28 protein-coding genes are annotated in these 25,188 nt (G+C 67.9%); 10 read left to right on the top strand and 18 right to left on the bottom strand.

Features of this window, described 5'->3' with window-relative positions:
- Positions 1-81: 81 nt before the first annotated feature.
- The 10 genes from ASD55_RS00305 to ASD55_RS18215 form a co-directional block, all read right to left on the bottom strand.
- Positions 82-1,044 carry a hypothetical protein gene (locus ASD55_RS00305; RefSeq protein ID WP_056762849.1) on the bottom strand — a complete coding sequence of 321 codons (963 nt, stop codon included), beginning with the start codon at positions 1,042-1,044 and terminating at the stop codon, positions 82-84.
- Positions 1,044-2,627: an AAA family ATPase gene (locus ASD55_RS00300; protein WP_056762848.1), complete on the bottom strand. Its 1,584-nt coding sequence runs from the start codon at positions 2,625-2,627 to the stop codon at positions 1,044-1,046. The genes ASD55_RS00305 and ASD55_RS00300 overlap by 1 nt, the downstream gene beginning before the upstream one ends.
- A gap of 144 nt (positions 2,628-2,771) precedes the next feature.
- Complete coding sequence (gene rbsK, locus ASD55_RS00295) at positions 2,772-3,656, bottom strand: ribokinase (RefSeq protein ID WP_056762845.1); 885 nt, start codon at positions 3,654-3,656, stop codon at positions 2,772-2,774.
- 136 nt (positions 3,657-3,792) lie between these two features.
- Complete coding sequence (locus ASD55_RS00290) at positions 3,793-4,425, bottom strand: hypothetical protein (protein WP_200946042.1); 633 nt, start codon at positions 4,423-4,425, stop codon at positions 3,793-3,795.
- 40 nt (positions 4,426-4,465) lie between these two features.
- Positions 4,466-5,809 carry an ATP-dependent protease ATPase subunit HslU gene (gene hslU, locus ASD55_RS00285; protein WP_056762842.1) on the bottom strand — a complete coding sequence of 448 codons (1,344 nt, stop codon included), beginning with the start codon at positions 5,807-5,809 and terminating at the stop codon, positions 4,466-4,468.
- Positions 5,810-5,908: 99 nt separating this feature from the next.
- Positions 5,909-6,445, bottom strand: coding sequence for an ATP-dependent protease subunit HslV (gene hslV, locus ASD55_RS00280; RefSeq protein WP_056762840.1), 537 nt, complete (start codon positions 6,443-6,445; stop codon positions 5,909-5,911).
- A gap of 150 nt (positions 6,446-6,595) precedes the next feature.
- A complete protein-coding gene (gene xerC, locus ASD55_RS00275) occupies positions 6,596-7,501 on the bottom strand; it encodes a tyrosine recombinase XerC (RefSeq protein ID WP_056762838.1) in 906 nt (301 codons plus the stop codon).
- Between the two features lie 7 nt (positions 7,502-7,508).
- The gene (locus ASD55_RS00270) at positions 7,509-8,195 is read right to left on the bottom strand and encodes a DUF484 family protein (protein WP_056762835.1); all 687 of its coding nucleotides are present in this window, start codon (positions 8,193-8,195) and stop codon (positions 7,509-7,511) included.
- Between the two features lie 83 nt (positions 8,196-8,278).
- Complete coding sequence (gene dapF / locus ASD55_RS00265; RefSeq protein WP_056762832.1) at positions 8,279-9,139, bottom strand: diaminopimelate epimerase; 861 nt, start codon at positions 9,137-9,139, stop codon at positions 8,279-8,281.
- 13 nt (positions 9,140-9,152) lie between these two features.
- Positions 9,153-9,308: a lipoprotein gene (locus ASD55_RS18215; RefSeq protein ID WP_157598709.1), complete on the bottom strand. Its 156-nt coding sequence runs from the start codon at positions 9,306-9,308 to the stop codon at positions 9,153-9,155.
- Positions 9,309-9,420: 112 nt separating this feature from the next.
- Between ASD55_RS18215 and ASD55_RS00260 the strand changes: the two genes are divergently transcribed.
- Entirely contained in the window at positions 9,421-10,110 is a 690-nt protein-coding gene (locus ASD55_RS00260) for a hypothetical protein (protein WP_056764365.1), read from the top strand.
- Between the two features lie 12 nt (positions 10,111-10,122).
- On the opposite strand, the gene ASD55_RS00255 is transcribed toward ASD55_RS00260, so the two are convergent.
- Positions 10,123-10,590 (bottom strand): N-acetyltransferase, encoded by a 468-nt coding sequence (locus ASD55_RS00255; protein WP_200946041.1) that lies wholly within the window; start codon positions 10,588-10,590, stop codon positions 10,123-10,125.
- Between the two features lie 245 nt (positions 10,591-10,835).
- Here ASD55_RS00255 and ASD55_RS00250 point away from each other — a divergent pair, with 245 nt between their 5' ends.
- A complete protein-coding gene (locus ASD55_RS00250) occupies positions 10,836-12,323 on the top strand; it encodes a RimK family protein (RefSeq protein WP_056762826.1) in 1,488 nt (495 codons plus the stop codon).
- A 258-nt stretch (positions 12,324-12,581) separates the two neighbouring features.
- Here the strand turns inward: ASD55_RS00250 and ASD55_RS00245 are convergent, their stop codons facing one another.
- From ASD55_RS00245 to ASD55_RS00235, 3 genes are all read right to left on the bottom strand, one after another.
- Complete coding sequence (locus ASD55_RS00245; RefSeq protein WP_157598707.1) at positions 12,582-12,980, bottom strand: hypothetical protein; 399 nt, start codon at positions 12,978-12,980, stop codon at positions 12,582-12,584.
- 11 nt (positions 12,981-12,991) lie between these two features.
- Positions 12,992-13,729 (bottom strand): LysM domain-containing protein, encoded by a 738-nt coding sequence (locus ASD55_RS00240; protein WP_056762822.1) that lies wholly within the window; start codon positions 13,727-13,729, stop codon positions 12,992-12,994.
- Positions 13,730-13,919: 190 nt separating this feature from the next.
- Positions 13,920-14,171, bottom strand: coding sequence for a hypothetical protein (locus ASD55_RS00235; RefSeq protein WP_056762819.1), 252 nt, complete (start codon positions 14,169-14,171; stop codon positions 13,920-13,922).
- A 120-nt stretch (positions 14,172-14,291) separates the two neighbouring features.
- On the opposite strand from ASD55_RS00235, the gene aroE reads away from it, so the two are divergent.
- The 3 genes from aroE (at position 14,292) to ASD55_RS00220 (ending at position 16,036) form a co-directional block, all read left to right on the top strand.
- Entirely contained in the window at positions 14,292-15,122 is an 831-nt protein-coding gene (aroE, locus tag ASD55_RS00230; RefSeq protein WP_056762815.1) for a shikimate dehydrogenase, read from the top strand.
- A complete protein-coding gene (locus ASD55_RS00225) occupies positions 15,119-15,385 on the top strand; it encodes a YkgJ family cysteine cluster protein (protein ID WP_056762813.1) in 267 nt (88 codons plus the stop codon). Before aroE ends, ASD55_RS00225 begins: the two co-directional genes overlap by 4 nt.
- Before the next feature lie 111 nt (positions 15,386-15,496).
- Entirely contained in the window at positions 15,497-16,036 is a 540-nt protein-coding gene (locus ASD55_RS00220) for a hypothetical protein (protein ID WP_056762812.1), read from the top strand.
- Between the two features lie 13 nt (positions 16,037-16,049).
- Here ASD55_RS00220 and ASD55_RS00215 read toward each other — a convergent pair whose 3' ends face one another.
- Positions 16,050-16,379, bottom strand: a complete 330-nt coding sequence (locus ASD55_RS00215) for a low molecular weight protein tyrosine phosphatase family protein (protein WP_056762809.1) — start codon at positions 16,377-16,379, stop codon at positions 16,050-16,052.
- Positions 16,376-16,912: a gamma carbonic anhydrase family protein gene (locus ASD55_RS00210; protein WP_056762807.1), complete on the bottom strand. Its 537-nt coding sequence runs from the start codon at positions 16,910-16,912 to the stop codon at positions 16,376-16,378. The genes ASD55_RS00215 and ASD55_RS00210 overlap by 4 nt, the downstream gene beginning before the upstream one ends.
- Before the next feature lie 95 nt (positions 16,913-17,007).
- Between ASD55_RS00210 and ASD55_RS00205 the strand changes: the two genes are divergently transcribed.
- The gene (locus ASD55_RS00205; protein ID WP_056762805.1) at positions 17,008-19,050 is read left to right on the top strand and encodes a M3 family metallopeptidase; all 2,043 of its coding nucleotides are present in this window, start codon (positions 17,008-17,010) and stop codon (positions 19,048-19,050) included.
- 112 nt (positions 19,051-19,162) lie between these two features.
- Here the strand turns inward: ASD55_RS00205 and ASD55_RS00200 are convergent, their stop codons facing one another.
- Complete coding sequence (locus ASD55_RS00200; protein ID WP_007809889.1) at positions 19,163-19,372, bottom strand: cold-shock protein; 210 nt, start codon at positions 19,370-19,372, stop codon at positions 19,163-19,165.
- A 267-nt stretch (positions 19,373-19,639) separates the two neighbouring features.
- Between ASD55_RS00200 and xth the strand changes: the two genes are divergently transcribed.
- The 4 genes from xth to ASD55_RS00180 all read left to right on the top strand — a co-directional run bounded on the left by xth (position 19,640) and on the right by ASD55_RS00180 (position 22,825).
- Positions 19,640-20,407: an exodeoxyribonuclease III gene (gene xth / locus ASD55_RS00195; protein WP_056762803.1), complete on the top strand. Its 768-nt coding sequence runs from the start codon at positions 19,640-19,642 to the stop codon at positions 20,405-20,407.
- A gap of 5 nt (positions 20,408-20,412) precedes the next feature.
- On the top strand, positions 20,413-21,087 hold the full coding sequence (locus tag ASD55_RS00190) for a YecA family protein (protein ID WP_082542649.1): 675 nt from the start codon (positions 20,413-20,415) through the stop codon (positions 21,085-21,087).
- Between the two features lie 51 nt (positions 21,088-21,138).
- Positions 21,139-21,885 (top strand): DUF4336 domain-containing protein, encoded by a 747-nt coding sequence (locus ASD55_RS00185; RefSeq protein ID WP_056762798.1) that lies wholly within the window; start codon positions 21,139-21,141, stop codon positions 21,883-21,885.
- Positions 21,886-21,991: 106 nt separating this feature from the next.
- Complete coding sequence (locus tag ASD55_RS00180; protein WP_056762797.1) at positions 21,992-22,825, top strand: pirin family protein; 834 nt, start codon at positions 21,992-21,994, stop codon at positions 22,823-22,825.
- A 244-nt stretch (positions 22,826-23,069) separates the two neighbouring features.
- On the opposite strand, the gene ASD55_RS00175 is transcribed toward ASD55_RS00180, so the two are convergent.
- Complete coding sequence (locus tag ASD55_RS00175) at positions 23,070-25,163, bottom strand: prolyl oligopeptidase family serine peptidase (protein ID WP_056762794.1); 2,094 nt, start codon at positions 25,161-25,163, stop codon at positions 23,070-23,072.
- Positions 25,164-25,188 lie beyond the last annotated feature (25 nt).

Here is a 25,188-nt window from a genome sequence, read left to right as displayed (position 1 = left end):
CCCGCCGGCTTGTCCGTGCGTCGCGGCGAAGAGCGGCGGGCAGTGCCCGCCCTACGAAGGCCGTGTGCGTGATTTTCGGTTTCATGGGCGCGGGAACAGCGCGATCGCGTGGGTGCAGGGCGAGCTCAGCGCCAGCGTGTGCGCGTCGGCCACCGCGAGCAGCGAGTCGCGTGGCCAGCCCAGCGCGGCGACATGTTGTAGCGGCGCGGTCACCTGGCTCGTCGATGCCGCCTCGAATTCCGCCGCGCTGGCCGGTAGCAGCACGGCGCCGTGGCGGTCGGCGAGCAGCAGCCGGTGGCGATCCGCGCTGCGCACCATGAAGCCTTCGTCGGCGGCGCGCAGTTCCGGCGGTTGCGCGAAGTGGCCGCCGAAGCCGCTGAAGGCGCCGATCTGCACGCCGCTTGTCGGCACCTGCTGCGCGCCGTGCCAGGGATCGGCCAGCAGCGCGTCGCGCAGCGCGGGCCAGTCGCTGGCCGGGTCGGCGTCCAGCGCGGCCAGCGCCAGTGCGGGCGGCAGGATGTTCGCGGCGGTCAGCGCACCGCGTCGGTAGTGCGCCATGCCGGCACGCCAGGCCAGCAGCTGGCCGAGCGCGCGCAGTTGCGTCAGCTCGGCCACCTCGCCGGCCAGCGCGGTCATCCATTGCAGCCAGTCGGCCACGCGCACCTGCGGCCACTGTCCCAGCTGGATGACCGCATTGCCCAGCGCGCCGAGCACCGCCTGCGGTTGCGCGGCGAGCAGGCCGGCGTGGCGCGGCGCCAGTTCCAGCCACACCTGATCGACCCACGGCTGGCGCGCGCCGGGGCCGGCCAGGCCTTGCGCCACCAGATCGAGCGCCATGTCGTAGCCGGCGATCGCCACCGCATGGACGCGTTCGGGCGCGACCGCATCGACGGCCTGTACCACGCGATCGAGCGCGCTGCCGACGAAGCCGGCGAAGGCCGCGTCGTCGAACCCGGGATGGCGGTGGCGAACTTCAGCCGCGCGCGCATTGAAGCGGCTGCGGCCGGCCGCGAGTGCGCGGGCCAGCGGTGCGCTGACGGCCATCAGGAAGCCCGCAGCCAGTTCAGGTAGTTGGTGTAGCGCTGGTGCAGGTACTTCAGTTTCAGCAGGTCGTCGTACAAGGGGCCGTAGAGCTTGCGGCCGGCGGCGCGCTGTTCCACCAGGTGCTCGATCTTCGACAGCCGCGCCCGCGTCTCGCGCTCGCCCAGTCCATCCAGGCCCTTGGCAAATTCGGCGGACAGCTCGCCGACCGGGTCGTTGCGGTCCAGGTCCAGCCGGTCGTATTCGGCGTTGGAGAGGTCGAACAGGTGGCGCAGCCAGCTCAGCCGATCGCTGCGGAACGCGGCGTGCTCGGGCAGCGCGAAGAACGGCGCGTCGAGGTCGGGCTGCAGCTTGTCGTGCAGCACGAACGGCAGCACCTGGCGCAGGTCCTCCAGCTCGATCGCCGGGTTGCCGCGGAACCACGCCATCGCCTTGGCGTACATCAGCAAGGTCATCAGGTTGCGCACCGACAGGCCGTTGCGGGTCTGGCAGCCGAGGTCCTTGAGCCGGTCGCGACCGTTGTCGGCGGCGGTGAGCTGGTGCCATTCCGCGCCGGACAGCCGCGCGGTGTCCTTGGTCATGTACTCGAACTGGCTGCCCGCGGTTTCCATCAGCTCGAACTGGCTGCTGAAGAACTCCAGTCGCCGGCGCAGTTCTTCCGGCACCGTCACCGCCAGCACCTGCTTGCCGGCCGCGTCGATGTCGGCGGCGCTGAAGACGATCTCCGGCGGCACCATCTCCTCCGGCCGCACGCCGGATTCGATGCGCAGCAGCAGCTCGTCGAGGAAGCGCGGGTTGAACGACAGCGCCTGCACGATCACGTCGATGCGATCGCGCAGCGCCTCGATCACCTGGTAGGTGCCGCCGCCCTGGTCGTCGTTGGCGGTGAGGTACCAGGCCGATTCCGGGCACTCGTAGACGTGGTTGAGCATCTCCGCGTAGTTGTCGCCCATCACCGTGAGCAGGGCGCTCTGGGTGCGGGTGGGGATGCGGTTGTATTCGTCGATGATCTTCACCCGCATGCCCAGCCAGCTGCGCCAGGCGATGCGGATGTCCTCCATGCTCTGCGCGCCGGCCAGGTCGGCCGGCAGCGGATTGCCGAGCAGGTCGGCCAGGGTCATCTGCGGGTGGCCGTGCTGCATCGCGCGGCGCACGTCCTTGACCGAATAGCCGGCCAGCACGCCCATCAGGATCGCGCTGGCAGTCTTGCCGCGGCCAGGGCCGCCCACGAACAGGCATTTGCGGCGGGTGGCGAAGGTCAGCAGCGGCAGCAGGATGAAGCTGGAATAGCTTTGCGCCGAGGGCAGGTTCAGCGTGCGCTTGCTGTCGCCGATGGTGAACGCCGCGGCGGCGCCGTCGTTGTACTCGATGTCGTAGTGCGGACTGATCACCGCGTTGTTGACGATCCAGAAGTAGGCCTGGCGCAGCTTTTCGTCGAGCGGGAGCGCCGTGGCGGCGGTCTCCTCGCCAGCATCCAGCGGTCCCTCGTACAGGCTGGCGACATCGAACTCGCGTGTCGCGGCCGGCACGGCACGCGGATTGGTGGGCGCCTTGGAGACGCGCTGGAAGAGCTTGAAGCCGGACATGCGGACCCCTGTGTCATGCCACGGCGGCAACGTTGCCGTCCATGGCCTCGGCGCGAATTCTGGCGCATGCGGCGGGTTCTGGCCAACGACGCAGGGCGCGGAAGCGCTTCGGTGTCGCAGCGCGCCGACGGGTCGGCGCGTGGTTCAGCCCGCCAGTGTGTCCAGCTCCTGCAGCCGCGGCATGCCACCCTGCGCGCCCAGCTTGGTCACCGACAGCGCGGCGGCGGCGCAGGCCTTGCGCACCGCGGCGGGCAGGCCTTCTTTCAGGAACACCGCCAATGCCGCGTTGAAGGTGTCGCCCGCGCCGGTGCTGTCGACCACGTCGACCTTGAAGCCGGCTTGGTGCAGCGGTTCGCCCTGCTCGCGATACCACGCGCCTTCGCCGCCGCGGGTGAGCACGACCGGGCATGGGGCGCGTTGCATCAGCGCCCTGAAGTCTTCGCCGGGATCGGCACCGAGCAGGATCGCCAGCTCGTGCTGGTTCGGCGTGACGTAGCGGGCCAGCTTCAGCCAGTCGACGGGAAGCTGTTGCGCGGGCGCGGGGTTGAGGATCACCGGCACGCCGAGACGGTGACCCAGGCGCACGGTGGCTTCGACGGTTTCCAGGGGGATCTCCATCTGCACCAGCACCGCATCGGCGCGTTCGATCAGCGAGCGCGCCGCTTCGACCTGGGCGGACGTGACGTGCGCATTGGCGGCGGGCACCACGATGATCTGGTTTTCGCCGTCGGCGACGGTGATCGAGGCGGTGCCGCTGGCGTAGTCGGCGAGGCGCGCCACATGGGTCAGGTCGATGTGTTCGATGGTGAGTCCCGCGTGCAGCTGGTCGCCGAAGGCGTCGCGACCGAGTGCGCCGACCAGGGCCACTTCGGCGCCCAGCCGCGCGGCGGCCACCGCCTGGTTGGCGCCCTTGCCGCCGGGCACGGTGAGGAAGCGTTCGCCCAGGATGGTCTCGCCCGGGCCGACGAAGCGCGGCGCCTGGGTGACCAAATCCATGTTGATGCTGCCGACGACGACGATGCGTGTCATGCCTCTAGCCCCTTGCGCAGGTTTCACGGTGGAGGGGAGAGCTTAGCTGCTGCGGGCGCTGGGGCGGGCTTGGGCGGGGGCGAAGAGCAACCCCTCCCCAGCCCTCCCCTGCGTTGCAGGGGAGGGAGCTCAAAGCTCAGGGGGACGGAACGCGGCCGATGCCGGTGTCGCCGCCGGGCAGCAGGTCGGGGGCGGGGCCGGCCACGGCCAGCAGGGACTGCGCGTAGGCATCCTCGATGCTGACGGTGGAGACTTCGTCCCAGCTGAAGAACGAGGGCTCGCGCATCCATTCCGCGTCGGGACTCAACTCCTGCATGGTGAAGCCGTCTTCCTCGACGTCGACCAGCCGGCCGATATAGCAGACCTCGGACTCGTCCTCGCTGTCCACGTGCACGCCGATCACCGGCGCCTGGGCGCCGGCGGCCTGGATCACTTCGCGGATGTTGTCCAGCGGGAAGCCGCGCGGCGGGCGCGGCTGGATGTGTTTCAGGGCCAGTGCCTTGGCGAAGAACACGTGGTGCTTGTCCGGCGCCTCCAGTTCGGAGATGTCGCGGTGACGCATCACGTACATGCCGTCGTAGGTGATGCCGTCGCCGACCACCCACAGCAGGAAGAACTCGCGCCCGACGCCACCCACGTAACCGCAGAAGCTGCCGTGCTCCAGCCCTTCGCGCCACAACCGGATCAGGGTCTGGTTCTGCTGCGCCTCGCGCAACTGAGCGCGCTGGCCGGTGCCTTTCAATTCGATAACGTTATTCACGGCGTCCATTTTAGCAGAGCCGCCTGAGCGGCTTGTTAGTACCCCAAAGCTAGAGGATGTAGCGGCTGAGGTCTTCGTTCTGGACCAGGCTTCCGAGGTTTTTGTCTACATGTTCGGCGTCGATCAGGTATTTTTCGCCGGATTTGTCCGCGGCCTCGAAGGAAATCTTCTCCAGCAGCCGTTCCATCACGGTGTGCAGCCGGCGGGCGCCGATGTTCTCGGTGCGCTCGTTCACCTGGAAGGCCACCTCGGCCAGCCGGTCGATGCCGGCATCGGTGAATTCGATGCCCACCCCTTCGGTGCCCAGCAGGGCCACGTACTGCTTGGTCAGCGCGTTGTGCGGTTCGCGCAGGATGCGCTTGAAGTCGTCCACCGAAAGCGCGGACAGCTCGACCCGGATCGGCAACCGACCCTGCAGCTCGGGGATCAGGTCGGACGGCTTGGCCAGCGAGAACGCGCCAGAGGCGATGAACAGCATGTGGTCAGTCTTGATCGGGCCGTACTTGGTCGACACGGTGGAGCCTTCCACCAGCGGCAGCAGGTCGCGCTGCACACCCTCGCGGCTGACCCCGGCGTGGCCGTGGTCGCTGCGCTGGGCCACCTTGTCGATCTCGTCGATGAAGACGATGCCGTTCTGCTCGGCGTTTTCCATCGCCTGGGCGCGGATCTCCTCGTCGTTGAGCAGCTTGCCGGCTTCCTCGTCGATCAGCAGCGGCCGCGCCAGCTTGATCGCCAGCTTGCGGCTCTGCGTCTTGGCGCCGCCGATGTTCTGGAACATCTGGCGCAGCTGCGCGCCCATCTCCTCCATGCCCGGCGGCGACATGATTTCCACGCCCACGTTCATGGCGAAATCCAGCTCGATCTCGCGCTCGTCCAGCACGCCTTCGCGCAACTGCTTGCGCAGCTTCTGGCGGGTGTCGCTTTCGATGGCGGGCTCGGGCGTGGCGTCGTGGCTCCAGTCGGTGGGCTGGGACTGCCGGCGCGGCAGCAGCGCGTCGAGGATGCGATCCTCGGCGCGGTCCTCGGCCTGCGAGCGCACGCGCTTGACTGCCTGCTCGCGGGTCAGCTTGTAGGCACCGTCGGCCAGGTCACGGATGATCGACTCGACATCCTTGCCCACGTAACCCACCTCGGTGAACTTGGTCGCCTCGACCTTCACGAACGGCGCATTGGCCAGCGTGGCCAGGCGCCGCGCGATTTCGGTCTTGCCCACGCCGGTGGGGCCGATCATCAGGATGTTCTTGGGGGTGATCTCGTTGCGCATCTCGGCCGGCAACTGCATGCGCCGCCAGCGGCTGCGCAGTGCCACCGCCACGGCGCGCTTGGCGTCGTGCTGGCCGATGATGTAGCGGTCGAGTTCGTTGACGATTTCGCGGGGGGTCAGTTCGGACATGGGGCTTCGCCGGGAATGGGGAGTAGGGAATCGGGAATCGGAACGGCTTGGGTTACCGGGCGCGGGTACTCTGACCATGCCCGATGCCCCATACCCGATTCACAGCTCTTCGATCGACACGTTGTGGTTGGTGTAGATGCAGATGTCGCCGGCGATCTTCAGCGCCTTCTCGACGATGCTGCGGGCATCCAGTTCGGTGTTTTCCAGCAGGGCCATCGCCGCGGACTGGGCGAACGGGCCACCCGAGCCGATCGCGATCAGGCCGTGTTCGGGCTCGACCACGTCGCCGTTGCCGGAAATCAGCAGCGAGGTTTCCTTGTCGGCCACCGCCAGCATCGCCTCGAGCTTGCCGAAGCGGCGGTCGGTGCGCCATTCCTTGGCCATCTCCACCGCGGCACGGGTGAGGTTGTTGTTGTGCTTTTCCAGCTTCTGCTCGAACAGTTCGAACAGGGTGAACGCATCGGCGGTGGCGCCGGCGAACCCGGCCACCACCTCGCCGCTCTTGCCCAGCCGGCGCACCTTGCGCGCATTGCCCTTCATCACTGTGTTGCCCAGCGTGACCTGGCCGTCGCTGCCGATCACGACGCGGCCTTCGCGACGCACGCAGACGATGGTGGTGGCGTGGAACGATTCCATGAGAGCTCCGCAAGAGGATGTCTGAGCGGATGAGATGGGGCCGCGGGCGGCGGGCTTCAATGCGCGGGCCAGGAGTGAGTGAAGAGGAGGGAGAAGCGAGAGAAAGCCGGGCTCGTGGTCTGCTCTCTCTCATTCCTCACTCCTCTCCACTCACTCCTCTCTTTTCGCCCTTCGCTTCACCCGTGCTCGCGGATGCGCCGCGTCGTAGACCTTCGCCAGATGCTGGAAATCCAGATGGGTGTAGATCTGGGTGGTGGCGATGTCGGCGTGGCCGAGCAGCTCCTGCACGGCGCGCAGGTCGCCGGAGGATTCCAGCATGTGGCTGGCGAAGGTATGGCGCAGCAGGTGCGGGTGGATGTGTTTCGGGATGCCCTGCTGCAGCGCCAGCTTGTTCATGCGCAGCTGGATCGTGCGGGGGTTGATCGGTGCGCCGCCGCGGCCGCGGAACACCGGACCGTCGGCCGGCATGCCCTGCTCCGCGCCGAGTGTGCGCAGCGCCGTCACGGCGTGACGGCCGACCGGCACGATGCGGGTCTTGCCGCCCTTGCCCAGCACGCGCACTTCGCCGTCGTCGAGGTTGAGGTCGAGCCAGCGCAGGCCGACCAGTTCGGACAGGCGCAGGCCGCTGGAATAGAACAGTTCCAGCATCGCGCGGTCGCGCACGGCGAGCTGGCCGCCGCTGTCGGTCTCGACCAGGGCGGTGGCCTCGTCGACGTCGAGCACCTGGGGCAGCTTGCGACGCACCTTGGGGCCGCGCACGCCCAGCAGCGGATCGTTCGCCAGCTGGCCCTCGCGGGTGAGCTGGCGGAACAGGCTGCGGCAGGATGACAGCAGGCGTTGCAGGCTCTTCGGCGCCAGCCCGTCGCGATGTTCGCCGGCGATGAAGGTGCGCATCCGGTTCGCGTCCAGCGCGTCGAACGAGGCCAGTCGTTGCGCCTGCATGAAGCGCAGCAGCTTGGCCAGGTCGCGCCGGTAGCCGTCGATCGTGTGCGGCGAAGCGTGGCGTTCTTCGGCGAGGCGGCCGAGCCAGCGTTCGACCTGTTGTTCGGGCGTCATCGCCGGCTCAGGAGACGTCCCGTGAGCGCGCCAGCGCCGCGGTGATGGTGGCCGAGATCATCTTCAGGAACAGCGTGCCCATGCCTGGCTGGAAGCGGTCCGGGTCGGCGCTGCCGATGGCCAGGATGCCGCAGTCGCCCAGCCGCATCATCGCCACCGACTGGATCTGCGGGGCATCGACGCCGAACAGGCGCACGAGCTTTTCGCTCGCCAGCCGCCCGGACACGGGTTCGTTCTTGTGCAGGAACTCGCTGAACTCAGGCAGTGCGCTGGCGCCCTCGGGAATCTGCTGCATCCAGTCGGTGCGCGGCAGCTGGGGCTCGTCGCCGAACAGCAGCAGGCGCACCTGTTCGGTGTGGAAATCCGCGGACAGCCTGGCGATGACCGTGCGCACGGTGACTTCCATGGTGTTTGCCCGCAGCAGGGCCACGGTCAGCGCATGGACACGCTCCATCAGCTTTTCGTTCTCGGCGGCGATGGCGACCAGCTCGGCCAGCTGGCGTTCCAGCTCCGCGTTCTTGTCGCGCAGGCTCTGCAGTTGATAGACCGCCAGCGAGGCCACCGCGCCCTCGGGGCGCGGCATGGTCAGCTTGGCCGCCAACTCGGGATACTCGCTGAGGAACTCCGGATGGCGCTTCAGGTAAGCGGCGACCACCCGGGCCTGGGTGGCGTCGTCGAGCAGGGTTGCGGTCATGCGCGGAGTTCCTCGAACCGTTCCGGGGCACGCGCAGGATGCGTGCCGCCTGGCGCGAGTGTGCGATGGACCGGGGGCGCGCTTCAACCGCCCCGGTCGCCGTCGACCGCCGGAACCGGCCATTCGCCCTCGAACACGAAGGCCGCCGGGCCGGTCATCCACAGCGGATGGCCGCGGCCGGCCCAATCGATCCGCAACTTGCCGCCGGGCAGTTCGACGCTCACCGAGTCGTCCACCTCGCCGCGCTGGTGCAGCACCGCCATCGCGGCACAGGCGCCGGTGCCGCAGGCGCGCGTCCAGCCGGCGCCGCGTTCGTGCACGCGCAGGCGCAGCTGCGTGCGGTCCAGCTGCAGGACGAAGCCGGCGTTGGTGCCTTCGGCAAACCGCGGATGGCTGGTCAGCAGCGGACCGAGCTGCTCCAGCGCCGGGTCGGCCAGATCGGCCACGCTCACCACGGCGTGGGGATTGCCCATCGAGACGGCGCCGAACTCGACCTTGCGCTCACCGACGAGGATTTCGTGGCGGTCCGTCCCTGCCTCGGCCACCAGCGGAATGCGCCCGGGTTCGAAGCGTGGTTCGCCCATGTCCACGGTCACCTCGTGGGCGTCCAGCAGGCGTACCGTCACCGGCCCCGAAGGACTTTCGATCATCACCTGCTCGCCGAGCGCCAGCGCGCCGGCGCGATGCAGCCACGCCGCCACGCAACGCACGCCGTTGCCGCACTGGCCCGACGGCGAACCATCGGCATTCCAGATGCCGTAGTAGAACGCGCAGGACGGATCGCGCGCGGGCTCGACGCTCAGCAACTGGTCGAAACCGACGCCGACATGGCGATCGCCCAGCGCACGGATCTGTTCCGGGCTCAGCGGAAACGGGTGCTGCCGGCAATCCAGCACGACGAAGTCGTTGCCGATGCCGTGCATCTTGGAGAAGTGCAGCCGCATCAGGTCACGCCGCTCAGCGCGGCTGGCTGGCCGATGCAACCGTTGCCGGGGCCGGCGCGGTGGAAGCGGCGGCGGGATGGCTGGGCAGCACCAGCGGGCCCTTGTTGCCACAGCCGGCAAGCAGGGCGAGGGCGAGGCAGCAGGCCAACAGCGAAAGGGTACGGGACATGGCGGGATTTCCTGTGGATTCGCGCAGTATAGCGAGGCCGGCCGCCCTGCTTCGCGGGCGCCGGTTATCATGCCGACGCAGGTCGCCGGCCGCGGCGACGAGGATGAACACGATGGACTGGGCCACCCTGCTGCGCTTGCCGACGACCATGCTGCTGGTGCTGGCCGCCGTGCTTGCACTGGTCACCCTGGTGCAACTGGTGGCCGTGCGTCAGCGCCTGCAGCGTGGTCGTCGACTGGCGGCCAGCTGGCGCGCGCTGCTCTGCCTGACCTGCTTCGCGCTGACCCTGCTGCTGGCCGGCGCCGGCTATGCCTTGCGCGGCTACCGCCTGCTGGGCGAGGAGGCGCCGGTGGTGGAGATCGACGCGCGGATCCTGTCGCCGCAGCGCTGGGACGTCACCCTCAACTGGCCGGACGGCAGCACGCGCCAGGTGCAACTGGCGGGAGACCAGTGGCGCATCGAGGCGGTGGTGCTGAAATGGAAACTGCCGGCCCTGCTGGCCGGCGTGCCGCCGCTGTACCGGCTCGACCGCCTGTCCGGCCGCTACGACGATGCGGCGCAGGAAATGAACGCACCGCGCACGGTGATCGGCTTCGGCGAGAACGGCGGCTTCGATCTGCTCGACCTCAAGAAGCAGTACCCGCGCTGGCTGCCCGAAGTGGACACGGTCTACGGCAGCGGCGCGTTCCTGCCGCTGGTTGACCAGGGTCACTACACGGTGAGCCTGATGCGCACCGGCGCGTTGGTGGCGCGGCCGGACGAAGCGACCGAGCGGCGCATCGGGCAGCCACTGGGTGACTGAACGAGCTGGCGCTCAGTCCAGCGATTTCTCGTAGCGCCACGCATCCGCGCCGTCCTGGTAGTAGCGCTCGTAGCGGCCGATGCGCCGGAATCCCGCGCGCTCGTACAGGCCGATCGCGGCGGCGTTGTCGGTGCGCACTTCCAGTCGCAGCGCGTGGCAGCCACGGTGCCGGCAGGCGTTCACCGCCGCTTCGAGCAACGCCGCACCGACGCCCTGGCCGCGTGCCTCGGGCCGGGTCGCCAGCGAATAGAGCCGGCCCACGCTGCTGCGCTTGCGGAAGAACAGCACGCCACTGCCGAGCAGAGGCCGGGGATGGCCGGTGGCGACCAGGACCACGGCGCTGTCGCTGTCCAGGTGGCGACGATACTGCGCGCGGCTGAGCCGGTCGCTGCTGAAGCTACGCTGTTCCAGGGCGACCAGCTCATCCAGGTCGGACGAGGCGGCGCGGCGTACGCGCGTGCCGGTGGGAACGGGCAGCATGTCGGCGGATTCCGCCACGACGCGGCGCGCGTAGTCGGATGATGGTTGGGGAGTATGGGTCGGCACGCGCGGACTCTAGCAGCCGGCGGGCCCGAAGGTGCGCCTCGCAGTGCAGTCGTGCCGTTTAGTCACGCTTCAGCGCCTGCCCTTGTGCGGCGTGGTTGCTGTGCCAAACTGCGCGCCTTGCACGTACCGCCCTGCCCACGCAGGCCTGTCCGCCGTCGCCGCATCGCCTGAGTGGTGTCATGACCCGTCTGGTCATCGTTGTCGAAAAAGCCTCCGACTGGGGCTCGTACTACCCGTCCGTCGATGTCATGAGCGCGATGGACTACCTGCGCACGCCGGTCGGCGGCGACGACGAACGCACCCACGTGATCAACCTGTGCCGCAGTTACAAATATCTGGGCACCGGTTATTACGTGTCGCTGCTGGCCGAGGCGCGCGGACACAAGGTGATGCCGTCGGTGCGCACGGTGAACGACCTGCGCCGGCGCTCGCTGTACGGCCTGGACATCGAAGACCTCAACCAGAAGCTCACCCACTTCCTGCCCGCCGGCGGCCGCGACACCACCGACTTCGGCATCCTGGTCTACTTCGGCGAGACCGCCTACCCGGCGCTGCAGGACCTTGCCCGGCAGGTGTTCGAAATGTTCCCCTGCCCGCTGCTGCGCATCGAGTTCGAACGCGATCGCGTGTGGCAGGTCAGCTCGATCAAGCCGGTGGGCCTGCACACGCTGGATGACGCCCAGGAAGACGCCTTCGCCGAGGAGCTCGACCGCTTCTCGCGCAAGTTGTGGCGCAAGCCACGCGCACGCCGGCAGTTCCGCTACGACCTCGCGATGCTGGTCGATCCCAAGGAAAAGATGCCGCCGTCGAACAAGAAGGCGTTGAAGGCCTTCATCGACGCGGGCAAGGAACTCGGCATCGAGGTCGACCCGATCGGCAAGAACGACTACCAGCGGCTGGCCGAATATGACGGTCTGTTCATCCGCGAGACCACTGCCTCGGACAACCACACCTACCGCTTCGCCCATCGCGCGGAGAAGGAAGGCATGGTGGTGATCGACGACCCCAGCTCGATCCTGCGCTGTACCAACAAGATCTACCTCAACGACCTGATGGTCTCGCGCAAGCTCGCTGTCCCTCGTACGGAAATTCTCTACCGCGACGACAGCAAGGGCATGAAGGAAGTCGTCGCCAAGCTGGGCTTCCCGCTGGTGCTGAAGATTCCCGACGGCTCGTTCTCGCGGGGCGTGGTCAAGGTCGAGGACGAGGCGGCGCTGGCCGCCGCGGCCAGCGGCCTGTTCCAGCACAGCGCGCTGCTGCTGGCGCAGGAATACGTCTATACCGAATTCGACTGGCGCATCGGCGTGCTCAACCGCGAGCCGCTGTACGCCTGCAAGTACTACATGTCGCGCGGCCACTGGCAGATCTACAACCACGGCGCCAAGGGCACCGCGAAGTCCGGCGGCTTCGAGACGATTGCGGTGAAGGACGCGCCGGCCGAGGTGGTCAAGCTGGCGCTGAAGGCCACCCAGCCGATCGGCGATGGCCTCTACGGCGTCGACCTGAAGCAGGTCGGCAGCAAGCCGGTGGTGATCGAGGTCAACGACAATCCGTCGATCGATGCCGGCGTCGAGGACGCCCATCTCGGCGACGAGTTGTACTCGCGCATCATGCAGGAGTTCCTGCGCCGGATGGAGCGCAAGCGCCAGGGCGGCAGCGCGCGCTGAGAGGTTGTGAGTTTTCAACCTCTCAGGTCGGCCATGGATGGCCGAGCATGAAGCAGTCATGCAAGTGACTGTTTCATGTGAGCGAGTCCGGGCGTGTACCGGACTCGCGATAGAAGAAAACCACAGGAAGTGGCTTTCTTCACAGGCGCTGAGCGCAGGACGATCGTCTCGTGCAGAGGGTGGGTCGGGGCCGATGGCGCCTCGACGGTTCCCGCGATGTTCCGTGCGCAACGGGTGGGTTCAGGCAGACGCGCTTCGTCAGCGGGACGACGCTGACGCGATTTCCTTCCTGGTGAGGTTGCAACGCAGCGTGTCGTCGCTGCCGTCTTCGTAATCCTGGCGCGAACGATAGCCCGTGGCATTCCAGTATTCCGGATGTTCGGCATCCCGCTCCAGCGAAATCACCGCGAAGGCGCAGGCGGAACCCGGCTTCAACAGGAAGACCCTGCGCGTCGCGCCGCCAACGGCGGGCTGGTCGAGAACGTCGTAGGATGCTTTTGCACAGCTTGCGAACGGGGTGTGCCACGCGATGATCTTGGCCTGCACCAACAGGACGCCCCGACATTGCCGGCCGCTTCCCTCGAACTGGCCAGTCAGCATGCCATCGCCCGCGTTGGCGCAACCGACCAGCAGGATCAGGCCCGCCAGCACGGCCATCCTGCGTCGGATCACGGCCGGCATGGCGGAACGTTCCCCTGCTGGATGACCGACAGGGCGAAATCCAGCTTTTTTGCGTAGGCCGCGTCACCACCGCCGTTGTAATACATGGCGACGTTTGCCGTGGTGGCAGCCCGCCACCCTGTGATGACCGTTTGGCGGGAGGCCTTTTGATATTTCAGAACCTGGCCTGGGTGCAGCACACGCACCCCGGGGTTCAATGCCTGCATGACCGCAACCGTGCTTCCGTGCGCATGCGCCAGCTTGTCGAAGCTGTCGCCAGCTTTCACGGTCAGCTGGTGGATCGTGTTGTCCTTGTCGAGCACGTCCTTCACCTCGAACCTTGCGAGTTTCAGCAGCAGATAGCCCACGCCCGCGCGAATGTTGTAAAGCGGCGTCGTGCGCACGTCCTTCCTGGTCAGCGGCTGCTTCCAGGCCGGAAGAATCAGGCCCGACGCCGGCGCTCCCGACAGCAGCTGATCCAGCCCTGGATCATTGAACATGCCGATCTGCATCGGGTTCGACTTCCACAAGCTTGCCGCCGCGCCAGTTTCCGTCCACGCCATGGCCTTGATCAACCGCCAGTCGAGCGGGACGTAGCCCGAGCTCGGTTTCAGGTGTGTGTTGAACTCCCCGACGGTTCTCCTGATGTCGGCGTCGTATTCGGCCCACTTCGTATCGCAGCGGGCACGACGAATCGTGTCCTGCCACTTCTGGAAACCAGACTTCGCATGGGGCGGTCCCGCCATCTGCGCCTCTCCTCCGTCAAATCCGGGCGCCGAGCCGGTGCCGGATACCGGCCACGTCGGGCCACCCTGCGGCGTTGAACGCCAACGTCGAGGGTAGCGCTGGAGCTGCTGCGGGAATCCCGAAAAATGCGTAGGCAGATACCGACTCGCCAGCTACCCTGCAAAGGACCCGCCGGACAATCCGCCAGCGTCAAATGGCGCGGCGGATCGCGCGTTGCTGCGGTCGGCACAATGCCAGCACCTGCCGCGGCAGCGTCGGCTCCAGCACCAGCACCACCATCAGTGGCGCACCGCCCAGCCAGAACGCCGGCGTCCAGCCGAGCAGCTCCGTATGAGCTGGCACCAGCATGCTCAGAAGCAACAAGGTTCCGCCCAGCAACCAGAGCACGGCGGCGCCGAGCAGGCGCAGGTGGCGCGGCGAGGGCAGGACGGGCATGCGCATGGGAGTTCTCCTCGGACAGGTTGTCCGCAAGTTGCCGGAACGCCATCTCATCACCTGCGACTTCGCTTCCCCAAAAATCCGGCTTGTAGAATGGTTGCCAGACATCCTGCGGGGAATCGCATGCCCATCGCCCAGTTCGCCGTATTCGGCCATCCGATCAGTCATTCGCTGTCACCGCGCATCCACCAGGCGTTCGCGCAACAGTTCGGCATCGAACTGGAATACCGCGCGATCGACGCGGCACCAGCCGATTTCGCCGATGCAGTGCGGCGGTTTTTTGCCACCGGCGGCCGCGGCGCCAACGTCACCCTGCCGCACAAGGCCGCCGCCTTCGCGCTGGCTGACCAGCGCAGCGCGGCCGCCACCCGCGCCGGCAGCGCGAACGTGCTGACCCGGCTGCCTGACGGCCAGCTGGCGGCGCACAACACCGATGGTGCGGGCGTGGTGCGCGACATCACCGAACGCCACGACCTGGACCTGCGCGGCCATACCGCGCTGCTGCTGGGCGCGGGCGGCGCCGCGCATGGCGTGGCGTGGAACCTGCTGGATGCCGGCGTGGAAACGCTGACCATCGTCAACCGTTCGCCCGAGGCGGCCGACGTGCTGGCCGACGCGATCGGCGACCCGGCGCGTGCGCACACGCGCTACTGGGACGACCTGGCCAATATCGGCAGCTACGACCTGATCGTCAACGCGACCTCGGCCGGCGTGCTGGGCGTGGCGCTGCAACTGCCGTTTTCGCTGATCGGCGCGCGTGCGCTGTGCTACGACCTGTCCTATGGCCCCGCCGCCGGCAGCTTCTTGGCCTGGGCGAAGGCGGCGCGCGCGCGCTATGCGGTCGACGGCCTCGGCATGCTGGTGGAAACCGCGGCCGACGCGTTCGAGTTGTGGCATGGCCGGCGCCCCGAGACCGAACCGGTCTATCAGTCCCTGCGTCAGCAAGCCGCGTGAGTTCGGCGATTTGCCGCATCGGTTGCGGCGCCTGCTGCATCGCGCCGTCGATCTCCTCGCCGATCCCCGGCATGCCGCACGGCAAGCCGGCCGGCGTGCGCTGCGTGCAGCTCACCGACGACAATCGCTGCGCGATCTTCGGCCAGCCCGAGCGCCCGGCGGTGTGCAGCAGCCTGCGTGCCGAACCGGCGATGTGCGGTACGGATCGCGCCCATGCGCTGGCGTGGCTGGCGCGACTGGAAGCGGCCACGGCGACGACGTGAAGCGCCGCGCCACATGACTGCAACAAAGCGCCGCCAAGATACCGCCACCCGCCGGGAGCGCGTCGACGACGGAAGCTCCAGCGCGCGGCCATCGCTTGTGTAGCAGGTATCATGTCCCGCTTTCTTTCCGCCGTATCGTATCGATACGCGCTTGTTCTTGTCTCGTTGCTGGTGCTGGTCGCGGCCGCCGCGATTTTCTGGCATGGCCAGGTGGCAAATACCACGATCGACGACACCGCGTTGTCGGCTGGCGAGGTGAACGAGGCATCGACCGACGATGCGCAGAGCGGCAGCGCCATCCTGCTCGGGCTGGCCCGCGACGCGATGCGGGACGGCCGGCTGGTGGCGCCGGCCGGCAGCAACGCGTTCGAGTTTTACCTCAGCGTGCTGCAGCTGGAGCCCGAAAACGGGACCGCCCACGAGGCCCTGCGCGAATCCTTCGTGCGCGCCTCGGAAGAGATCGAACGCACCATCAACCGGAAAGACCTCGAAGAGGCTCGGCGCGAGATCGACCTGCTGCGCGAGTTCGACAGCAACAACTTCACGCTGGCCCTGCTTGGCGGCAAGCTTTCCGCGGCGCGCAACATCATGACGAAGCAGCACGAGGCGGAGGCGGAGCGCATCCGCCAGGCAAGGGCCGCGGGAAGCTGAACTGGTATGGGTGTCAACGCAGCAACGGTCCTGCCTTCCGCAGCAGCAAGGCGACCAGCTCCGGCTGCATGAACGCGTAGTGGTCGGGGATGTCGAGGCAGATCACCTTCTTGCCGCGCAGCCGGCTGCGATGACGCGCCTGCAGGCGCCGCCGATGGGTCGCCTCCATCACCACGATGAGTTCGGCCCAGTCCAGCTGTTCGGCGCTGAGCAGCGTTTCGGCATCGTCGGCGAGGCCAGCCGAATCCACCTCGAGTTCCGGCCACGCGCCGAACACCTGTTCGGCGGTGGGACTGCGCAGCCGGTTGCGGCTGCACAGGAACAGCACGCGCCGTGCGCTCATTCGGCTCCGGCCAGGTAGCGGTCCTTCAGCCGCACGTAGTGGTCGGCCGAATAATGCAGCTGCTCGATCTGCCGGTCGCTGAGCAGGCGCACGAACCGCGCCGGATTGCCCAGCCACAGTTCGCGCTCGCCGACCACCTTGCCCGGCGCCACCAGGCTGCCGGCGCCGACGAAGCCGTATTTGTGGACGACCGCGCCGTCCATCACGGTGGCGTGCATGCCGATCATGCAGTAGTCGCCGATGGTGCAGGCGTGCACCACGGCGGCGTGGCCGATGGTGACGCCCGCGCCGATCAGGCAGGGAAAGCCCGGACCGTACGGACCGGCGTGGGCCACGTGCACCACGCTGCCGTCCTGGATGCTGGTCCTTGCGCCGACGCGGATGTGGTGGACGTCGCCGCGCAGCACCGTGCCGGGCCAGATCGAGACGTCGTCGCCGAGCACCACGTCACCGATCACGCTGGCGGCCGGGTCGACGTAGACGCGTTGGCCGAGGGTGGGCGTGACGCCCTGGAAGCTGCGCAAGGAGTTCATCCGGGCATTCTAGCGGCGGGGGCCGCGTCGTCACGTCGCCGCGCTTGATTTCGCCCGTCCCGGTCGCCACGCTGGCGCATCGCAAAGGAGCGTTCATGAGTCACGACAACCCCCTGCTGGCTGACGACACCCTGCCGGCGTTCTCGCAGATCCGTCCCGAACACGTGCTGCCGGCCGTCGAGTCCCTTCTGGCCGACTACCGCGCCGGCATCGACGCCTTGCTGGCGCCCGCGGCGCCGCGCGACTTCGCCACGGTGATGCTGACCCAGGAAAGGCTGGAACAACGCCTGGCGCGCGCCTGGGCGCCGGTGTCCCATCTGCATTCCGTCGCCGACAGCGAGGCGCTGCGCGAGGTCTACGCGCCGGCCGAGGAAAAGCTCACCGATCACGCGATCGAACTGGGCCAGAACCGCGAACTGTACGCCGCGGTGCAGGCGCTGGCCGATGCCGCGGACTTTCCGTCGCTGCCACGGCCGGAGCGTGCGCTGGTCGAGCACGCCTTGCGGGACTTCCGCCTGTCCGGCGTGGCGCTCGAAGAGCCGGCGCGCTCGCGCTTCCGCGAGATCGGCGTCGAGCTCAGCAAGCTTTCGACCGAATTTTCCAACGCCGTGCTCGATGCCAGCGAGGCGTGGCACGAACACGTCACCGACGAGCGTGATCTCGCCGGGATCCCCGACTCCGGTCGCGCAGTGCTGCGCCAGTACGCCGAAGACCAGCAGCTGGATGGCTACCTGGTCACCCTGAAGCAGCCCAGCGTGCAGGCGGTGCTGACCTACGCCGACAACCGCGGCCTGCGCGAACGGGTGTACTGGGCGTACCAGACGCGCGCCTCGGACCAGGGCCCGAACGCGGGCAAGTTCGACAACAGCGCGCGCATCGAGCAGATCATGGCGCTGCGCCACGAGGCGGCCGGGCTGCTGGGCTTCGCCAACGCCGCCGAGGAGTCGCTGGCGACCAAGATGGCCGGCTCGCCGGCCGAGGTGCTGGAATTCCTGCACGACCTGGCCGCCCGGGCCAAGCCGGTGGCGCAACAGGAACTGGCCACCTTGCGCGCCTTCGCCCGCGAGGAATTGCAGCTCGACAACCTCGAACCGTGGGACGTCGGCTATGCGTCGGAGAAGCTGCGCCAGCGCGAGTACGCACTGGACGAGGAACAACTGAAGCCGTACTTCCCCTTGCCGGCGGTGATCGACGGACTGTTCGGCCTCACCGAAAGGCTCTACGGCATCACCCTCGCCGCGCGCGATGGCGTCGATGTGTGGCATCCGGACGTGCGCTATTACGACGTGCGTGATGCCGACGGCCAGGTGTTCGCCGGCGCCTATGTCGACCTGTACGCGCGCAACGGCAAGCGCGGCGGCGCGTGGATGGACGTCTGCCGCGCCCGCTTCGACGACGGCGACCGGAAGCAGCGGCCGGTGGCTTTCCTCACCTGCAATTTCGCGCCGCCGACCGAGGGTAAGCCGGCCCTGCTCACCCACGACGACGTGCTGACCCTGTTCCACGAATTCGGCCATGGCCTGCACCACCTGCTGACCGGGATCGCGCTGCCCTCGATCGGCGGCATCGATGGCGTCGAATGGGACGCGGTGGAGCTGCCCAGTCAGTTCATGGAGAACTTCGGCTGGAACCGCGAGGCGCTGGACCTGTTCGCGAAGCATTACGAGACCGGCGAACGCCTGCCGGACGCCTTGTTCGACCGCATGCTGGCCGCGCGCCACTTCCACGCCGGCCTGTTCCTGGTGCGCCAGCTGGAATTCGCGCTGTTCGATTTCCTGCTGCACCTGGAGTACGAGCCTACGCAGGGCGCGCGCACGCTGGCGGTGCTGGAGCAGGTCCGCAAGCAGGTGGCCGTGTTGCATCCGCCGGCCTGGCAGCGTTTTCCGCACGGCTTCAGCCACATCTTCGCCGGCGGTTACGCCGCCGGTTACTACAGCTATCTGTGGGCCGAACTGCTCAGCGCCGATGCGTTCGGCGAGTTCGAGGAACATGGCGTCATCGATCGCGCCACCGGCGAACGCTTCCGCGCCGAGTTCCTGTCTGTGGGCGCCAGCCGGCCGGCGCTGGAAAGCTTCATCGCCTTCCGTGGCCGCAAGCCGGAACCCGAGGCGCTGCTGCGCAGCCACGGGCTGGCCTGATCGACGCAACGCCGCGGCCACCGCCGCGGCGTTGTCCGGGCAAGGTCAAACGCCGGGCAAGAAAAAACCCGCCGAAGCGGGTTTCTTCAAGATCGCTCAATTCCCGGGGGAATCAGGCAACCTGGACTTCCTCAGCCTGCAGGCCTTTCTGGCCCTTGGTGACGACGAACGTGACGCGCTGGCCTTCCTGCAGGGACTTGAAGCCCGTGCCCTGGATCGCGCGGAAATGCACGAACAGGTCGTCACCGCTTTCCGGGGTGATGAAGCCAAAACCCTTGGCGTCGTTGAACCACTTGACTGTACCGCTCTGACGATCCGACATGTAACATTACCTTTGAAGCATGGATGATTTGCGGCCCTGGCGACGTGCGCCGAACCGCAATAGAAGCAAGGGGTCGCCTTTACGCGGTACTCTTGCTCGACCAGCATACACCGTATTTCGGCGGTTTGGTGGGTTTTTCAGGCAAACATCCCCGAACCCGCGTTCCCGTTCATCGAAACCGCCCCTTTTTCCCCGAAACCGCGTCGTGGCGCGCCGTGGCGCTCGCCCGCGCTGCCTCGTGCCGGCGCTTCCCCTTACAATGACCCGATGAAAATCGCCTCGTGGAACGTCAATTCGCTGAAAGTGCGCCTGCCGCACCTGACCCAGTGGCTGGCCGACGCGCAGCCGGACGTGGTGGCGCTGCAGGAAACCAAGCTGGAAGACGCGAAGTTTCCGGTCGACGAGCTGGCCGCCGCCGGCTACCGGGCGGTGTATTCCGGCCAGAAGACCTACAACGGGGTGGCGATCCTGGCCCGCGAGGAACCCGCCGACATCGTCACCGATATTCCCGGCCTGGATGATCCGCAGCGGCGCATCCTGGCGGCGACCGTCGGCGGCCTGCGGGTGGTCGACCTGTACGTGGTCAACGGCAAGGCGGTCGGCGACGAAAAATACGCCTACAAGCTGGACTGGATGGCCCGGGTACGCGAGTTCCTGGCCCGCGAACACGAGCGGTATCCGAACCTGGTGGTGCTGGGCGATTTCAACATCTGCCCGGACGATCGCGACGTCTACGATCCGGTGGCCTGGGGCGAGGACATCCTCTGCTCGCCGCCGGAACGCGCCGCGCTGAAGGCGATCACCGACCTCGGCCTGCACGACAGCTTCCGCCTGTTCCAGCCCGAGTCCGGGCACTTCAGCTGGTGGGACTATCGGCAGGCGGCATTCCGCCGCAACATGGGCCTGCGCATCGATCTGATCCTGATCGGCGAGGCGTTGAAATCCGCTGCCACGGCGGCAGCGATCGACCGCGAACCGCGACGCTGGGAGCGCCCTTCCGATCACACGCCGGTGACGCTGGAACTGGATATATGAACGACATGACGAAAGCCGAATGGCCCAGCTCGCTGGACGACAACGAACTGGAAGAACTGGACCGCTACCTGCGCGCGCACACCGGCGAAGGCGACCTGCTGCTGGATGGCGTCCACGGCCTGCTCAGCGCACTGGCGGTGGGCCCGCTGCTGGTGCTGCCCGACGAATGGCTGCATGAAGTGCTGCACGAGCCGTTCACCGACGAGGACGAAGGCAATCGCGTGCTGGCCCTGCTGGCCAAGCTCAATGATTCGATCAGCGCCGAACTCGACGTCGATGCCTACGAGCCGATCCTGGGCGAGGTGGAGATGGAAGGCGGCCCGATGCTGTCGGCCGCGGGCTGGTGCGAGGGCTTCAGCCGCGGCATCGACCTGCGCGCTGCGCTGTGGGAAAACCGCCTGGCCGAAGACCCGCAACTGATGGAACTGCTGGGCCCGGTGATGGCGCTGGCCGTCGACGAAGGCATCCTCAGCGCCGACACCGAATTCGAGAAGCTCAGCGAAGAAGAGTATGACGAATGCCTGTCCCAGGTGCCGACCGTGCTTGGCGCGGTCAACCAGTACTGGCAGGCCAAGCCCGCCACCGAGGCCGAAGTGGAGACGATGGTGCTGCAGCAACGCCCGGGCAAGCAGGAAGAAGCCACCCCGCCGCGCCAGCGCAGCGGCCACTGGGTGCACTGAACAGGGTCCTGCGGGAGGCTGCTGGCGCGTTACTGCGAAACGGAAGCTGCCATGTCCGAAGTCGGCCTGTACACCCCGCTCAACACGCTCAAGCCGGTCGCGTCCGGGGTCTGGATCGCCGATGGCCCGCTGGTGCAGATGGCCGCACTCGGCATGCGCGTGCCGTTTCCCACCCGCATGACGGTGGTGCGGCTGGCCGATGGCAGTTTGTGGTGCCACTCGCCGATCGCGCCTGACGAAGCCTTGTTCGCCGCGATCGACGCACTCGGCCCGGTGCGTCACCTGGTTTCGCCGAACCTGCTGCATTACGCGCACATCGCAGCCTGGAAACGGCGCTATCCGCAGGCGACGGCGTGGGCCTCGCCAGGCGTGCGCCAGCGCGCCGCCAGCCAGTACATCGAGGTCGCGTTCGACGCGGATCTCGATGACGCGCCGCCGGCGGACTGGGCCGCCACGATCGACCAGCTGCGCTTCCGTGGTAGTCGCGTGCTGCAGGAAATCGTGTTCCTGCATCGCGCCAGCGCCACGCTGATCCTGACTGACCTGATCGAGAACTTCGAAGCTGGGAAGCTGCCCACGGCGATGCGCTGGATGGCGCGACTGGGCGGCGTGACCGATCCCGACGGCAAGGCGCCGCTGGACATGCGCCTGACCTATCTCGGGCACAAGAACGAAGCGCGCGCCTGCCTGACGCGGATGCTGGCCTGGCAGCCGCAGCGGGTGATCCTCGCCCACGGTCGCTGCTACCTGGACAACGCGGAGGCCGAGCTGGCCCGGGCATTCCGCTGGCTCGACTGACCCGGCGTTGCCCCTGCCGGAACGATCCGTTCCCGCGGCGGCGCTTGGACAGACGCTCGAACGGGGCCATCTTGGCGGCCAGTCCTTCCCTTTACCGGAGCAAGCCATGAGCGATCGCCACATCACCCGCCGCATCCGCGGCATGGACACCTCCGACGGCGCGGGCGTGAAGCTGAAGCGCGTGATCGGCCAGCCCGGGCTGGACATGCTCGACCCGTTCCTGCTGCTGGACGAGTTCCGTTCCGACCAGGCCGGCGACTACATCGCGGGCTTTCCCGAGCATCCGCATCGCGGCTTCGAGACCGTCACCTACATGCTGGCCGGCCACATGCAGCACGGCGACAACCACGGCAACAGGGGCAATCTGGTGCCCGGCAGCGTGCAGTGGATGACCGCCGGCCGCGGCATCCTGCATTCGGAAATGCCGCAGCAGGAAAACGGCCTGATGTGGGGTTTCCAGCTGTGGGTGAACCTGCCGGCGAAAGACAAGATGACCGCGCCGCGCTACCAGGACATCGGCCCGGAACGGATCCCGGTGGTGCATCCGGCCGACGGCGTCGAGGTGAAGCTGATCGCCGGTGAGCTGGCCGGCGCCACCGGCCCGGTCGAAGGCATCGTCACCGCGCCGGTGTACCTGGACATCAGCCTGCAGCCCGGTGCGCAGTTCACGCTGGATCTGCCCGCCGGCCATCACGGCTTCGCCTACGTGTTCGAGGGCGAATCGGCCCTGGTCGGCGGCGAATCACTGCAGCGCAGCGAACTGGGCGTGCTGTCCGAAGGCGAGCATTTGCAGTTGGCCGGTGGCGACCAGCCCTCGCGCCTGCTGGTGGTCGCCGGCAGGCCGCTGAACGAAAGCGTGGCGCGCTACGGGCCGTTCGTGATGAACACGCCCGAGCAGATCCACGAGGCAATCGCCGACTTCCGTGCCGGCCGCTTTTGATCAAGTAACGCGCTTCTTGCGCGTTGCTCCCTCTCCCCCGGCGACCGCAGGAAGTCCCCTTGCGGGAGAGAGGGTTGGGGTGAGGGTCCACGCGTCCAGCGTTGCCTGGGCGAAGCGCGCTTCTGTCGAAAGAGTCGGGCACTGCCCGCCGCTTCTCGCCGAGTCGCAACAAAAAGCAGAACCGCCGGACAGTGCCCGCCCTGCGTGGCTTGCGTGCAGGGAAGCACCGGGCCGTCGGCGCGATTCACTCGCCGCGCAGATCCTTTCCACTGAGTCGCAAATTTTTCTTCAGGTACTCGCGCATCGCCGCGTCCGGCGGCGCAGCTGCGGCGCCGCCCAGGTGACGCTGCAGCAGTCGTTCGGTGAGGTAGAACATCGCCTCCTTGGCCAGCGGATCCTCGTTGGTGTGGCCGGCCTGGTCATCGACCAGCAGGCTGACCTCCCGCTCCAGCAGCTTCAGCTGCGCGGCGTACGCGATGACGCCACGGATCGCCACCCGGTGATCCGCGCCACCGGCGATCAACAACAACGGACGCTGCATCCTTGCCGCGTTGGCCAGCGGCGACTGCGCGTGCAGCCGCGCCATGGTGGTGGCATCGTCCAGGTCCAGCGACAGCAGGCGCAGCCAGGCGATGAACGGGATGTAGCGCGACAGGTTCAGCGCCTCGTGGCTGCGCGAAACCCAGCGCAGATCCCAGCCGAAATCCGCCGGCGGCACGATCGCCACGCCCACCTTGAACAACTCCGGCTGGAAGGTCACCCCGAGCAGGGTCGCGTAGCCGCCGAACGAGGCGCCGGCGATGCCGACCCGCTGCGCATCGCCGATGCCCTGCGCCAGCAGATAGCGCGTGCCTTCCACGATGTCCTGCTGCACCCGGCCGTTGCCGAAGTCGCCGCGCGCGGCGAGCACGTAGTCGCGGCCGTAACCGGTGGAGCCGCGAAACTGCGGCTGGAACACCGCGTAGCCGCGGTTGACCAGGAACTGCCCAAAGCTGCCGTAGTCCGGGCGATCGTGGTTCCACGGACCGCCATGTGGCGTCACCACCAGTGGCAGCGTGGCCGGATCGGCACCCGGCGGCAGCAGCAGGAAGCCATGCAGGCGCATGCCGTCGGAGGCTTTCCAGGTAAACGGAATCTTGCGTGCCAGCGCCGACTCGGGCAGCGGTTGCAGCGGCTTGCCGCTGCGCTGCTGCGCCAGCGCGTCGTCGAGGAACGGCCTGAATCGACCCGACCACGGCTCGTAGAGATGCCAGCGCCCGGCCTGCAGCGTGGGCCCGCGTTCGCCGACCAGCCAGGCGGCCTGCGCGCCGCGACCGACCTGGATGTCCAGATCGCGTTGCGGGAAGTGGCGGGTGATGGCTTCGACCGCCTGCTGCGTCTGCGCATCCAGCCCGCGCTGCGCCGACGTGCTGCTGTGCCAGCTGGCGATCAGCGGCTGGCCGTCGACGGGATCGAGCAGCAGCGCATCGAGGTCGGCTTTGCCCGCCGGATCGGTGAGCATGATATGCAGCTTGCCTTGCGCATCCAGCCGTGCCAGGTCGAGCAGACTGCCGCCGCGATCCGTGCGCAGCAGCAGCTCGCCGTCCGGCGCGGTCACCGGCAACAGGCTGCAGCGCTGCAACTGCACGCAGCGCAGCACCTCGTGCAGGCCACCGTTCGCGTCGACGCGATGAATCACCAGGTCCTCGTGTTCGACCCGTTCGAGGAAGGCCAGCCGACCCTGCGGATCGAACGCGAACCCGGCCAGTTCTTCGGCGTCTTCGTGCAGCACGCTGCGCTTGCCGTGGATGTCCACGCGCAACAGGCGCCACCTCCCGGCCGATGCCGGCGACGTGGCCGGCACCTGCTCGCTGACGATGACCGCGGCGCCCTGCAGCGGATCGACGGCACGCACTTCGCGCCGTTCGCCGCCACCCAGCGCGGTGACGATGCCGGAGCCGCCCTGGCCGGCCGCCGCCAGCGCAAACAGCTGGCGCGGCGATTCCAGCAGCAGCCACCGGCTGTCGCGCGACCAGTACAGCTGGCGCGCCTCGGTGCGCGACAGCAGCTGGCGTGCGGAGCCACCCGCGGTCGACTGCAGCCACACGCTGCGCTGGCTGCCCTGCACGCGCAGCCAGGCGACGGATCGCCCGTCGGGCGACAGGCTCACGCTGTCGATCATCCGATCGACCAGGAACGCGCTGCGCGGAAAGCGCGGCGCCGGCGGGCGCGCCTGCTCGATGGCGACCGCGCGATGCAGGGCGGCAGCGTCTGCCGCGTCGTCGGCGCGCACCGTTCCGCTCGCCAGCGCCAGCACGAGGGCGCACGGCGCCGCCAACCACTTCGAAAGCGTGGACATGGATTTCTCCGGCTGTCGGCCCGTC

The sequence above is a fragment of the Rhodanobacter sp. Root561 genome (assembly GCF_001427365.1).
In the GTDB taxonomy this organism is placed as follows: Bacteria; Pseudomonadota; Gammaproteobacteria; order Xanthomonadales; family Rhodanobacteraceae; genus Rhodanobacter.
The sequence above is the reverse complement of the archived record's forward strand: the minus strand, read 5'-3'. Positions and strand labels throughout refer to the sequence as shown.

What these genes read in the sequence shown, in the direction of transcription:
- ASD55_RS00305 (WP_056762849.1), bottom strand. Translation starts at nt 1,044, where the DNA reads ATGGCCGTCAGCGCACCGCTGGCCCGCGCACTCGCGGCCGGCCGCAGC.
- ASD55_RS00300 (WP_056762848.1), bottom strand. Translation starts at nt 2,627, where the DNA reads ATGTCCGGCTTCAAGCTCTTCCAGCGCGTCTCCAAGGCGCCCACCAAT.
- rbsK (WP_056762845.1), bottom strand. Translation starts at nt 3,656, where the DNA reads ATGACACGCATCGTCGTCGTCGGCAGCATCAACATGGATTTGGTCACC.
- ASD55_RS00290 (WP_200946042.1), bottom strand. Translation starts at nt 4,425, where the DNA reads ATGGACGCCGTGAATAACGTTATCGAATTGAAAGGCACCGGCCAGCGC.
- hslU (WP_056762842.1), bottom strand. Translation starts at nt 5,809, where the DNA reads ATGTCCGAACTGACCCCCCGCGAAATCGTCAACGAACTCGACCGCTAC.
- hslV (WP_056762840.1), bottom strand. Translation starts at nt 6,445, where the DNA reads ATGGAATCGTTCCACGCCACCACCATCGTCTGCGTGCGTCGCGAAGGC.
- xerC (WP_056762838.1), bottom strand. Translation starts at nt 7,501, where the DNA reads ATGACGCCCGAACAACAGGTCGAACGCTGGCTCGGCCGCCTCGCCGAA.
- ASD55_RS00270 (WP_056762835.1), bottom strand. Translation starts at nt 8,195, where the DNA reads ATGACCGCAACCCTGCTCGACGACGCCACCCAGGCCCGGGTGGTCGCC.
- dapF (WP_056762832.1), bottom strand. Translation starts at nt 9,139, where the DNA reads ATGCGGCTGCACTTCTCCAAGATGCACGGCATCGGCAACGACTTCGTC.
- ASD55_RS18215 (WP_157598709.1), bottom strand. Translation starts at nt 9,308, where the DNA reads ATGTCCCGTACCCTTTCGCTGTTGGCCTGCTGCCTCGCCCTCGCCCTG.
- ASD55_RS00260 (WP_056764365.1), top strand. Translation starts at nt 9,421, where the DNA reads ATGGACTGGGCCACCCTGCTGCGCTTGCCGACGACCATGCTGCTGGTG.
- ASD55_RS00255 (WP_200946041.1), bottom strand. Translation starts at nt 10,590, where the DNA reads ATGCTGCCCGTTCCCACCGGCACGCGCGTACGCCGCGCCGCCTCGTCC.
- ASD55_RS00250 (WP_056762826.1), top strand. Translation starts at nt 10,836, where the DNA reads ATGACCCGTCTGGTCATCGTTGTCGAAAAAGCCTCCGACTGGGGCTCG.
- ASD55_RS00245 (WP_157598707.1), bottom strand. Translation starts at nt 12,980, where the DNA reads ATGGCCGTGCTGGCGGGCCTGATCCTGCTGGTCGGTTGCGCCAACGCG.
- ASD55_RS00240 (WP_056762822.1), bottom strand. Translation starts at nt 13,729, where the DNA reads ATGGCGGGACCGCCCCATGCGAAGTCTGGTTTCCAGAAGTGGCAGGAC.
- ASD55_RS00235 (WP_056762819.1), bottom strand. Translation starts at nt 14,171, where the DNA reads ATGCGCATGCCCGTCCTGCCCTCGCCGCGCCACCTGCGCCTGCTCGGC.
- aroE (WP_056762815.1), top strand. Translation starts at nt 14,292, where the DNA reads ATGCCCATCGCCCAGTTCGCCGTATTCGGCCATCCGATCAGTCATTCG.
- ASD55_RS00220 (WP_056762812.1), top strand. Translation starts at nt 15,497, where the DNA reads ATGTCCCGCTTTCTTTCCGCCGTATCGTATCGATACGCGCTTGTTCTT.
- ASD55_RS00215 (WP_056762809.1), bottom strand. Translation starts at nt 16,379, where the DNA reads ATGAGCGCACGGCGCGTGCTGTTCCTGTGCAGCCGCAACCGGCTGCGC.
- ASD55_RS00210 (WP_056762807.1), bottom strand. Translation starts at nt 16,912, where the DNA reads ATGAACTCCTTGCGCAGCTTCCAGGGCGTCACGCCCACCCTCGGCCAA.
- ASD55_RS00205 (WP_056762805.1), top strand. Translation starts at nt 17,008, where the DNA reads ATGAGTCACGACAACCCCCTGCTGGCTGACGACACCCTGCCGGCGTTC.
- ASD55_RS00200 (WP_007809889.1), bottom strand. Translation starts at nt 19,372, where the DNA reads ATGTCGGATCGTCAGAGCGGTACAGTCAAGTGGTTCAACGACGCCAAG.
- xth (WP_056762803.1), top strand. Translation starts at nt 19,640, where the DNA reads ATGAAAATCGCCTCGTGGAACGTCAATTCGCTGAAAGTGCGCCTGCCG.
- ASD55_RS00190 (WP_082542649.1), top strand. Translation starts at nt 20,413, where the DNA reads ATGACGAAAGCCGAATGGCCCAGCTCGCTGGACGACAACGAACTGGAA.
- ASD55_RS00185 (WP_056762798.1), top strand. Translation starts at nt 21,139, where the DNA reads ATGTCCGAAGTCGGCCTGTACACCCCGCTCAACACGCTCAAGCCGGTC.
- ASD55_RS00180 (WP_056762797.1), top strand. Translation starts at nt 21,992, where the DNA reads ATGAGCGATCGCCACATCACCCGCCGCATCCGCGGCATGGACACCTCC.
- ASD55_RS00175 (WP_056762794.1), bottom strand. Translation starts at nt 25,163, where the DNA reads ATGTCCACGCTTTCGAAGTGGTTGGCGGCGCCGTGCGCCCTCGTGCTG.